Genomic DNA, 11,862 nt, shown 5'->3' with positions numbered 1-11,862 from the left:
TTGTTGCTCGAGACGGCGTGGGAGGTGTTCGAGCGGGCGGGGATCGATCCGGCGACGGTGAAGGGCAGTGCTACCGGGGTCTTCGCCGGCGTCATGCACCACGACTACGCCTCCGCGAGCGGTCAGCCCGAGGAACTGGAGGGCTACGCCGTCACCAGCACCCAGGGCAGCGTCGCGTCGGGCCGCGTGGCCTACACGTTCGGCCTGGAGGGGCCCGCGGTGACGGTGGACACGGCGTGCTCGTCGTCGCTGGTGGCGCTGCACCTGGCCGTGCAGGCCCTGCGGTCCGGCGAGTGCTCCATGGCCCTCGCCGGCGGGGTCGCCGTGATGGCCACGCCGTGGGTGTTCGTGGAGTTCAGCCGGCAGCGGGGCATGGCTCCCGACGGGCGGTGCAAGGCGTTCGCGGCGTCGGCCGACGGCGCGGGATGGTCCGAGGGCGTCGGGCTGCTGCTGGTCGAGCGCCTGTCGGACGCCCGGCGCAACGGGCATCCGGTGCTGGCGGTGGTCCGCGGCTCGGCGGTGAACCAGGACGGTGCGAGCAACGGCCTGACCGCTCCGAACGGTCCTTCCCAACAGCGAGTGATCCGTGCCGCCTTGGCCAATGCGCAGTTGTCGGCGGCGGACGTGGACGTCGTGGAGGCGCACGGCACCGGGACGACGCTGGGCGACCCGATCGAGGCCCAGGCGCTGCTGGCCACGTACGGGCAGGACCGACCGGCGGACCGGCCACTGCGGCTGGGTTCGGTGAAGTCCAACATCGGGCACGCCCAGGCGGCGGCGGGCGTGGCCGGCGTGATCAAGATGGTGCAGGCGATGCAGTACGGCGTCCTGCCCAGGACCCTGCACGTCGACGAACCGACGCCGCACGTGGACTGGTCGGCGGGTGCCGTGGAACTGCTGACGGACAGCGTGGACTGGACGGCGGACGGCGAACACCCGCGCCGCGCCGGGGTGTCGTCGTTCGGCATCAGCGGCACGAACGCGCACGTGATCCTGGAGGAGGCACCGGAGTCGGAGGCCGCGGAGGAGCCCCCCGGCGACCCGCGCCTCACCTCGGGTGCGCTGCCGTGGGTCGTGTCGGGGCGGTCGGATGCGGCGTTGCGTGCCCAGGCGGGGCGGCTCGCGGGGTTCGTCGGGGAGCGTCCTGCTCTGACGGTCGCCGACGTGGGTCGGTCGCTGGTGGAGACGCGGTCGGCCCTGGAGCACCGGGCGGTGGTCCTGGCGGACGACCGGGATGCCGCTGTGGAGGCGTTGCGGGCGGTGGCGGGGGGCGTGCCGTCGCCCGGTGTGGTGGCGGGAACGGTGTCCGGCGAGCCGGGCCGAGTGGTGTTCGTCTTCCCGGGTCAGGGGTCGCAGTGGGTGGGGATGGGGGCGGGTTTGTGGGAGTCGTCGCCGGTGTTCCGGGAGCGGCTCACCGAGTGTGACGCTGCGCTGTCGTCGTTGGTGGACTGGTCGGTGGTTGATGTCGTGCGGGGTCTGCCTACGGCTCCCTCGCTGGACGATGTGGTGGTGGTGCAGGCGTCGCTGTGGGCGGTGATGGTCTCGCTCGCGGCGGTGTGGCGTTCGGTGGGTGTGGAGCCGGGTGCGGTGATCGGTCACTCGCAGGGTGAGATCGCCGCCGCTGTGGTGGCGGGCGCGTTGTCCGTCGAGGACGGTGCCCGGGTCGTGGTCCTGAGGGCGCAGGCGATCGCGGAGAGCCTGTCCGGCAATGGCGGCATGGTCTCCGTCGCCGTGAGTGCTGACCGGGTGCGGGAGTTGATAGCGCGGTGGGGTGAGCGCATATCGATCGCGTCCGTCAACGGTCCCTCGTCGACGGTTGTTTCGGGTGAGCCGGGTGCTCTGGACGAGCTGATGGGCGTGTGCGAAGGCGAGGGGGTCCGGGCGCGTCGTATCGCCGTGGACTACGCCTCGCATTCCCCGCAGGTGGAGTCCATCCGGGAGCAGGTCACCGAGGCGCTGGCCGGTATCGAACCGCGTCCCGCGCAGGTGCCGTTCTACTCGACGGTGACCGGCTCAGTGATCGACACCAGTGGTTTGGACGCCACGTACTGGGTGACGAACCTGCGCCAGGAGGTGCGCTTCGACGCCACCGTCCGTGGGCTCCTGGACGATGGCTTCGGCTACTTCGTGGAGTGCAGTCCCCATCCGGTTCTGACGGTGGGGATGCAGGAGACGTTCGAGGACCACGCGGCGGTCCCGGCCGTCGCCTTCGGCACCCTGCGCCGTGACGAGGGCGGGCCCGAGCGGTTCCTGACCTCCCTCGCGGAGGGCTACGTCCGCGGGCTCACCGTCGACTGGAACGCCGTCTTCGCCGGCACCGGTGCCCAGCGCGTCGAGCTGCCCACCTACGCCTTCCAGCACCAGCACTACTGGCTGGAGTCGGTGCCTGCCGGTTCCGGTGATCCGGCCGGCTTCGGGCTCGTCGATGCCGAACACCCGTTGCTGGGTGCGTTGGTGCGGGTGGCGGCCGAGGACCGGGTGGTGTTGGCGGGGCGGGTGTCGTCGGGTTCGCATCCGTGGTTGGTGGATCACGCGGTGTCGGGTGTGGTGGTGGTGCCGGGTGCGGCGTTGGTGGAGCTGGCGTTGCGGGCGGCGGACGAGGTCGGGTGCGCCGTGGTGGAGGAGTTGACGTTGGCGGCGCCCCTGGTGGTGCCGGAGCGTGGGGGGTTGCAGGTCCAGCTGTCGGTGGGTCCGCCCGACGAGGCGGGACGCCGGGAGCTCACCCTCCACTCCCGCCCCGAGGACGCGGCGGACGGTGCCGAGTGGGTGCAGCACGCGAGCGGTGCCGTCGGCACCCAGGAGCCGGTGGCCGAGGCCTCACCGGCCGCCTGGCCGCCGGCTGGGGCGGAGCCGGTGGACGTGGACGGGTTCTACGAGCGGGTGGCGGCCAAGGGGTACGAGTACGGGCCGTCGTTCCAGGGGCTGCGCGCCGCCTGGCAGCTCGGTGACGAGGTCTTCGGGGAGATCGAACTGCCGGAGACCCTGCACCAGGACGCGGACCGGTTCGGGATCCACCCGGCGCTGCTCGACGCGGCCTTGCACCCGCTGCTCCTGCAGGCGGCGGACCGGCCGTTGAGGCTGCCGTTCGCTTGGGGTGACGTGGCGCTGTTCGCGGTGGGGGCGCGGGTGGTGCGGGTGCGGGTGAGTCCGCTGGGCGAGGACGCGGTGTCGGTGGTCCTGGCCGACGCGGCCGGTTCGCCGGTGGCGTCGGTGGGTTCGCTGGTGCTGCGTGCCGTGGACCCGCGCAAGCTGCGCATGGTCGACGACCCGACGAAGGACGCCCTGTTCCGGATCGACTGGACTGGGCTGGCACCCGCGTTGGAGGAGCCGGTCGGTCTCCCGGCGATCGCCGAAGTGGGCTCGGCGGCAGAGCGGCTGACGGACGCCCCGGGCTTCACGGACCTGGCTGCCCTGGCCGACGCGGTCGGCGCCGATGGGGACGTGCCCCCGGCCGTGGTGGTCTGCCTCGGCGGAGACCAGGAAGGTGACGTGGCGGGTGCGGTGCGTGCCGTGGCCGCGGAGGCGTTGGGCCTGGTGCAGGAGTGGCTGGCGCTCGATCGTTTCGCCAGGTCGCGCTTGGTCGTGGTGACCAGGGGCGCGGTGCCCGCCGGGGACGGCGATGAGGACGCGGTGGATCTTGTGTCGGCTCCGGTGTGGGGTCTGGTCAGGGCCGCACAGGCGGAGAACCCGGGCCGGTTCCTGCTGCTGGACGTCGATGGTGATGAGCGTTCCCGGGCCGCGCTGCCGCAGGCCGTCGCGGCGGCGGTGGCGGCCGAGGAGCCGCAAATGGCCGTGCGAGCGGGTGAGTTGCTCGTACCGAGGATGGTGCGGGCGGCTGATCCCGGTGGGCCCTTGCTGCCTCCGGCCGACGCTGACGCCCCCGGCGTCCGGGCGTGGCGGCTGGACACCACGGGTCCGGGCACGCTGGAGAGCCTGGAGCTGCTGCCCGCTCCGGAGGCCCTGGAGCCGTTGGGTGAGGGGCAGGTACGGGTGTCGGTCCGCGCGGCGGGCGTCAACTTCCGCGACGTCGTGGTCAGCCTCGGGATGGTGCCCGGTCAGGAGACGCTGGGCAGTGAGGGCGCCGGTGTGGTGACCGAGGTCGGTCCCGGAGTGACCGGGCTCGCGGTCGGGGACCGGGTCATGGGTCTCGTCCCGCAGGGCGCGTTCGGCCCCGTCGCCGTGGTCGACCAGCGGTTGGTCACCCGGGTTCCGGACGGCTGGTCGTTCGAACAGGCCGCGGCCGTGCCGGCGGTGTTCCTGACCGCGTACGTGGGCCTGGCGGATCTGGGTGGGTTGTCGGCGGGTGAGTCGGTGCTGGTGCATGCGGCCACGGGTGGTGTGGGGATGGCCGCGGTGCAGTTGGCGCGGTACTGGGGTGCGGAGGTGTTCGCGACCGCGAGTGAGGGCAAGTGGGACGTCCTGCGGGAGGTGGGCTTCGACGCCGATCACATCGCGTCCTCGCGTGACCTGGGCTTCGAGGAGAAGTTCCTGGGGGTGACCGGCGGGCGTGGTGTGGATGTGGTGCTGGACTCGCTGGCGAAGGAGTTCGTGGACGCCTCGCTGCGGTTGCTGCCGCGTGGTGGCCGGTTCCTGGAGATGGGCAAGACCGACATCCGCGACCCCCGCGAGGTCGCCGAGCGCCACCCCGGCGTCACCTACCAGGCGTACGACCTGGCGCAGGTCGAGCCCGACCGGGTGGCTGCCATCCTCGCGGAACTGCGGGAGTTGTTCGAGCGGGGTGTGCTGGAGCCGTTGCCGGTGCGGACGTGGGACGTGCGCCGGGCGCCGGAGGCGCTGCGGTTCATGAGCCAGGCCCGCCACACGGGCAAGCTGGTGCTGACGGTGCCGCGTCCGTGGGACACGGCGGGCACGGTGCTCGTCACCGGCGGGACGGGAACCCTGGGCGGGCTCCTGGCCAGGCACCTGGTGGCCGAGCGCGGGGTGCGGCATCTGCTGCTGACCAGCCGGCGCGGCCCGGACGCCCCCGGCGCCGGCGAACTCGTCGCCGAGCTGACCGAGTTGGGTGCCGAGACCGTGGACGTCGTGGCGTGCGACGCCGCCGACCGTGAGGCGCTGGCCTCGGTGCTGGCGTCCGTGCCGGGTGAGCGTCCGCTGACCGCCGTCGTGCACACCGCCGGAGCGCTGGACGACGGCCTGGTCGGTGACTTGACCCCGGAGCGGCTGGAGACCGTCCTGCGGCCCAAGGTCGACGCCGCCCTCAACCTCCACGAACTCACCCGGGACGCGGACCTCGCGGCCTTCGTCCTCTACTCCTCTTTCGCGGGAGTCATGGGCAACCCCGGCCAAGCGGGATACGCGGCGGCGAACGTCTTCCTGGATGCGTTGGCGGGGGCGCGCCGGGCACAGGGACTGCCCGGTGTGTCGCTGGCGTGGGGCCATTGGGAGCAGGCCAGTGAGCTCACCGGCCGACTGGAGGCCAACGACCTGTCGCGGCTCGCGCGCTCGGGGATCGTGCCGATGGCGGCGCCGCTCGGGCTGAGCCTGTTCGAGGCCGGTTGCCGGGTGGACGAGTCGCTGGTCGTCACCGCCCGGCTGGAGGTGGAGGCGTGGGCCTCGGGCGGGAGTGAGATCACCCGCGCTCTGGCCCGTGGTCTGACCGTGTCCAGGAACGTCCAACGTCGCACGCGCGCCGCGGTCGTGGACGGCGACGGAGCGGGTGGCTCGCAGTTGGGCCGGCGTCTGGCGGCGATGCCGCAGGCCGAGCGTGTGTCGCACCTGGTGGACCTGGTGCGTGCTCACGTGGCGACGGTGCTGGGGCACGGCTCGCCCGCGGCGGTGGACCCGGGCCGGGCGTTCAAGGAGATCGGCTTCGACTCGCTGACCGCCGTCGAACTGCGCAACCGCCTCCAGACCGCGACCGGTCTGCGCCTGCCCGCCACCCTCGTCTTCGACCACCCCACCCCCGACACCCTCGCCGAACACCTCCTGGAGGAGCTGTCGCCCGAGGAGGACACGGCGTACGGGACCGAGTCCCTGCTCGCCGAACTCGCCCGGCTCGAGACGGCTTTCACCGCGGTCTCCGCGGACGAGGCCGGACATGCGACCGTCGCACGACGCCTGGAGAACCTGCTCGCGGTCTGGAAGGAAACAGGCCCGGAGCAGCGCAAGGAAACAGCCGGTGATCGTCTCAAGTCGGCATCCGCTGACGAAGTCTTGGATTTCATCAACAGCGAGCTCGGGATTTCCTGAACGGTCGGACACCCCCCCCGCGGACGAGCCGTTCGCGCCCTTCCGGAATTCCCGAAAGCTCGAAGGAGGACCGCGTCAGATGACGAACGACGAAAAGCTGGTCGATTACCTGAAGCGCGTGGCGGCCGACCTCTACGAGACAAGGCAGCGCCTGCGCGAGGTCGAGGAGCGCGAGCACGAGCCCATCGCCGTCGTCGGCGTCGCCTGCCGCTTTCCCGGCGGGGTGAATTCACCCGAGGACCTGTGGCGGCTCGTGGAATCCGGCACCGACGCGATCTCCGACTTCCCGGACGACCGCGGCTGGGACGTCGAGGGCCTCTACGACCCCGACCCCGACGCCGTGGGCAAGACCTACCTGCGGCAGGGCGGTTTCCTCGACGGCGCCGGTGACTTCGACGCCGACCTGTTCGGCATATCGCCGCGCGAGGCCCTGGCGATGGACCCGCAGCAGCGGCTCACCCTGGAGTCCTCCTGGGAGGTCCTGGAACGCGCCGGCATCGACCCGATGTCCCTCAAGGGAACGAGGACCGGCGTGTTCGTCGGCGCCGCGGGCACCGGCTACCTCAGCACCATGCAGCGTGTGCCCGACGGCGTGGAGGGCTACACCGGCGTCGGCTCCTTCGTCAGCGTCATCTCCGGCCGGGTGTCCTACACCCTCGGCCTGGAAGGGCCGGCCATCACCGTCGACACGGCCTGCTCCTCCTCCCTGGTCGCCCTCCACATGGCCGTGCAGTCGCTGCGCTCGGGCGAGTGCTCACTCGCCGTGGCCGGTGGCGTCGCCGTCATGCCCACCCCCTGGGTCTTCGTGGACTTCAGCCGCCAGCGCGGCCTGGCCCGCGACGGCCGCTGCAAGGCCTTCGCCGCCGCAGCGGACGGCACCGCCTGGTCGGAAGGCGTGGGCACCCTCCTGGTCGAACGCCTCTCCGACGCCCGGCGCAACGGCCACCGGGTCCTCGCCGTCATCCGCGGCTCCGCACTGAACCAGGACGGCGCCAGCAACGGCCTCACCGCCCCCAACGGCCCCTCCCAGCAGCGCGTCATCCGCGCCGCCCTCGCCAACGCACAGCTGGCCGCCGACGAGGTGGACGCGGTCGAGGCGCACGGCACCGGCACCGCGCTCGGCGACCCCATCGAGGCGCAGGCCCTCCTCGCTACCTACGGCAAGGGCCGCCCGTCCGACCGCCCCCTGTGGCTCGGCTCCGTGAAGTCCAACCTCGGGCACACCGCCCACGCGGCCGGCATGGCCGGGGTCATCAAGATGGTCATGGCGCTCCAGAACCAGGCCCTCCCGCGCACCCTGCACGTCGACGCCCCCTCACCCCACGTGGACTGGTCCCCTGGCACCGTCCAGCTCCTCACCGACCAGGTGACCTGGCCGAAGAACGGCCGCCCGAGGCGCTTCGGCGTGTCCTCGTTCGGCATCAGCGGCACCAACGCCCACCTGATCTTCGAGGAGGCGCCCCAGCCGGAGACCGAGGACGCGCGGACGGGCGAACCCGGGGCGAGCGCCCCGCAGGCGGGCGCGGGCCGTGTCGAGTCCCCCGCCGGCAGTGAGTCCGGCACGGAATCCGGTACGGGGAACGGGGCTCCGGCGGACGACGAGCAGCCGTCCCTTCCGCTGACCGCGCTGCCCGCGGTCCCCTGGGTGGTCACCGGCCGCACTCCCGACGCGCTGCGCGGCCAAGCCGCCCGCCTGGCCGCCTTCGTGGAGAACGCCGCCCCGGACGCCGCCGACCTCGGATACTCCCTCGTCACCTCCCGCGCGGCCCTGGAACACCGAGCGGTGATCACGTCCCCCGACCGGCAGAGCGCCCTGACCGCCCTGTCCGCACTCGCCCAGGGCGTCCCCTCGGCGGACGCCGTGACGGGCGTGGTCTCCGGAAAGCCCGGTCGGGTGGTGTTCGTGTTCCCGGGTCAGGGGTCGCAGTGGGTGGGGATGGGGGCGGGGTTGTGGGAGTCGTCGCCGGTGTTCCGGGAGCGGCTTGCGGAGTGTGACGCTGCGTTGTCGGCGTTGGTGGACTGGTCGGTGACCGATGTGGTGCGGGGTCTGCCGTCGGCTGCGTCGCTGGATGACGTGGTGGTGGTGCAGGCGTCGTTGTGGGCGGTGATGGTGTCGCTCGCGGCGGTGTGGCGTTCGGTGGGTGTGGAGCCGGGTGCGGTGATCGGCCATTCGCAGGGGGAGATCGCTGCTGCTGTGGTGGCCGGTGGGCTGTCGGTGCAGGACGGTGCCCGGGTCGTCGTCCTGCGCGCGCAGGCGATCGCGGAGAGCCTGTCCGGCAACGGCGGCATGGTGTCGGTCGCGACGGGTGCGGACCGGGTGCGGGAGTTGATCGCGCGCTGGGGTGAGCGCATTTCGATCGCGTCCGTCAACGGTCCGTCTTCGACGGTCGTTTCGGGTGAGCCGGATGCTCTGGACGAGCTCATGGGTACGTGCGAGACCGAGGGGGTCCGGGCGCGTCGTATCGCCGTGGACTACGCGTCGCATTCCCCCCAGGTGGAGTCCATCCGGGAGCAGGTCACCGAGGCGCTGGCCGGCATCGAGCCCCGTCCCGCGCAGGTGCCGTTCTACTCGACGGTGACCGGCTCGGTGATCGACACCAGCGGCCTGGACGCCACGTACTGGGTGACGAACCTGCGCCAGGAGGTCCGTTTCGACGCCACTGTGCGGGAGCTGCTGGCCGATGGGTTCGGCTACTTCGTGGAGTGCAGCGCCCACCCCGTCCTCACCGTCGGTATGCAGGAGACGTTCGAGGACCACGCGGAGGTCCCGGCCGTCGCCTTCGGCACCCTGCGCCGTGACGAGGGCGGGCCCGAGCGGTTCCTGACCTCCCTCTCAGAGGGCTACGTCCGTGGCCTCACCGTCGACTGGAACGCCGTCTTCGCCGGCACCGGCGCCCAGCGCGTGGACCTCCCGACGTACGCGTTCCAGCACAAGCGGTACTGGCTGGAGGCGGGCGGGCTCTCCCCGGCCGACGCCGGTGGGCTCGGGCTCGGCACCGCCGACCACCCGCTGCTGGGCGCGACCGTGCAGGTGGCGGGCGGCGACCAGGTGCTGCTGACCGGGCGGCTCTCCCTCCAGACGCACCCCTGGCTGGCCGACCACGCCGCCCTGGGCACCGTGCTCGTGCCGGGTGCCGCCTTCGCGGAGCTGGCGCTGCGCGCCGCCGACGAGGCCGGGTGCGAACGGGTCGACGAGCTGACCCTCGAGGCTCCGCTGCTCCTGCCCGAACGGGGAGGTGTGCAGGTCCAGTTGTCCGTGGGCGCGCCCGACGGGACGGGCCGCAGGGAACTCGCGGTCTACTCGCGGTCCGAGGACTCCGCCACGACGGACGACACCTGGCAGCGGCACGCAGTCGGAGTGCTGGCCGGCGACCCCGCACCCGCCGTGGAGTCGGGGCTCGGGGCGTGGCCTCCGGCGGGCGGCGTGCGCGTGGACGTGGACGACTTCTACGAGCGGGTGGCAGACGCGGGGTACGGATACGGTCCGGCCTTCCGTGGCGTGCGGTCGGTCTGGCGCGTGGGCGGGGAGCTCTTCGCGGAGGTCGTGCTGCCGGAGGAGCAGGCGAAGGACGCCGGACGGTTCGGTATCCACCCGGCCCTCCTCGACGCCGCGCTCCACCCGGCCGCGCTGCTGCACGGCGGTGACACCGCCGGCGACCGGCTGCGCATGCCGTTCTCCTGGAGCGGAGTGAGCCTGCACGCGGTGGGCGCGACGACCTTGCGCGTCCGGATCAGCCCGGCCGGCGAGGACACGGTCACGGTGGCCATCGGTGACGCCACCGGCGCCCCGGTCGCCTCGGTGGACACCCTCACCCTGCGGCCCGTGACCCCCGAGGCACTGCGCCGCGCCACCGACCCGGCACGCGACGCCCTGTTCCACGTCGACTGGGTGCCGCTGCGCACCGAGGACCAGGCCTCCGCCGACACCTCGGAGTGGGCCTTCCTGAACGCGGACGGCCTCCTCGCCGCAGCGGCCGGACAGCACCACGCGGACCTCGACGCCCTGCTCTCCGGGCTCGACGCCGAACCCGGCTCCGCGTCCGGCTCCGAGTCGACCGGCACAGCGGGCTCCGCGCCCGCCTCCGCCCCCGGCACGGTCCTGCTCACGCTCCACGCACCGCCGCACGACGTCGACGCCGAGCTGCCCGCCCTCGTCCACCGGGCCACCGCCGACGCCCTGGAGCGCGTACGGACCTGGCTGGACGACGAGCGGTTGGCGTCCTCCCGGCTGGTGATCGTCACCCGTAACGCGGTCAGTGCCGGCGGCGACGAGGACGTCACCGACCTGGTGCACGCGCCGGTGTGGGGTCTGGTGCGGTCGGCGCAGTCGGAGAACCCGGGCCGGTTCGTCCTGGTGGACGTGGACGGCCATCCGGCGTCGGCCGCGGTGTTGACGGCGGCTGTGGCCGGTGCGCTCGCTGCTGATGAGCCGCAGGTCGCCGTACGCGAGGGCGGTGTGCTGGTGCCGCGGCTCGCCCGCACCGCACCCGTCGCTGACGTACGGGACGGCGAGGAGGTGTGGGATCCGCACGGGACGGTGCTGATCACGGGTGGTACGGGGACGTTGGGTGGTCTGCTGGCGCGGCATCTGGTGGTGGAGCGGGGCGTACGGCACCTGTTGCTGACCAGCCGTCGGGGTCTGGAGGCCGCGGGGGCACAGGAGTTGGTGGAGGAGTTGCGGGGGCTGGGTGCGCTGTCGGTCGAGGTGGCGGCGTGCGACGTGGCGGATCGTGGGGCGCTGGCCGAGGTGTTGGGCAGTGTTCCTGCGGAGCACCGGCTGACGGCGGTGGTGCATGCGGCCGGGGTGCTGGACGACGGTCTGGTGGGCTCACTGGACGGTGCGCGGCTGGAGCGCGTGCTCCGGCCGAAGGTGGACGCAGCGGTCCATCTGCACGAACTGACCCGTGAGTTGAACCTGTCGGCGTTCGTCCTGTTCTCCTCCGTCGCCGGCACGCTCGGCAACCCCGGCCAGTCCAACTACGCCGCCGCCAACGCCTTCCTCGACGCCCTCGCCCGGCGCCGTCGCGCCGAAGGACTCCCGGCCCTGTCCATGATCTGGGGGTACTGGGCGCAGAGCAGCGACCTCACCGGACACCTGGACGACGCCGACGTCGCCCGCTACCTGCGCATGGGCGTCACCCGGATGACCTCCGAGCAGGGCCTCGCCCTCTTCGACGCGGCCTGCGCGGCCGAACGCGGCGACGCCGCCCCGGTCCTCAGCCGCCTCGACCTGGCCGGGCTGCGCTCCCAGGCCGGCACCGGTGAACTCCACCCCCTCCACCGCGGCCTGGTGCGTGCCACCGGCCGACGCACCGCAGCCGGTGCCGGCGACGACTCCGGAACGCTGCTGCGCACGCTCGGCGGTCTGAGCGAGGAAGAGCAACTGCGCTTCCTGCTGGACCTGGTGCGCGACCGGGTCGCCACGGTGCTCGGTCACTCCGACGGCGAGAGGATCGACGTCAACCGCCCCTTCAAGGAGTTGGGTTTCGATTCCTTGACGGCGTTGGAGTTGCGGAACCGGTTGAACGCGGTGACGGGGTTGCGGCTTCCGGCGACGTTGGTGTTCGACTATCCGACGCCGTCGGCGTTGGCGGGGTTCGTGCGGGGTGAGGTGCTGGGGTCGGGGACGGGTGTGTCCCTGGAGCCGACGGC

2 protein-coding genes are annotated in these 11,862 nt (G+C 72.7%); both read left to right on the top strand.

Features of this window, described 5'->3' with window-relative positions:
• Positions 1-6,210, top strand: a 6,210-nt coding sequence (locus AQJ30_RS36900; protein ID WP_159052323.1) for a type I polyketide synthase, incomplete at its 5' end; no start/stop codon positions are given.
• 79 nt (positions 6,211-6,289) lie between these two features.
• A partial coding sequence (locus tag AQJ30_RS36895) for a type I polyketide synthase (RefSeq protein WP_079084052.1) occupies positions 6,290-11,862 on the top strand: 5,573 nt, incomplete at its 3' end.

This window comes from Streptomyces longwoodensis, from assembly GCF_001514125.1.
GTDB classification, from domain to species: Bacteria; Actinomycetota; Actinomycetes; order Streptomycetales; family Streptomycetaceae; genus Streptomyces; species Streptomyces longwoodensis.
The sequence above is the reverse complement of the archived record's forward strand: the minus strand, read 5'-3'. Positions and strand labels throughout refer to the sequence as shown.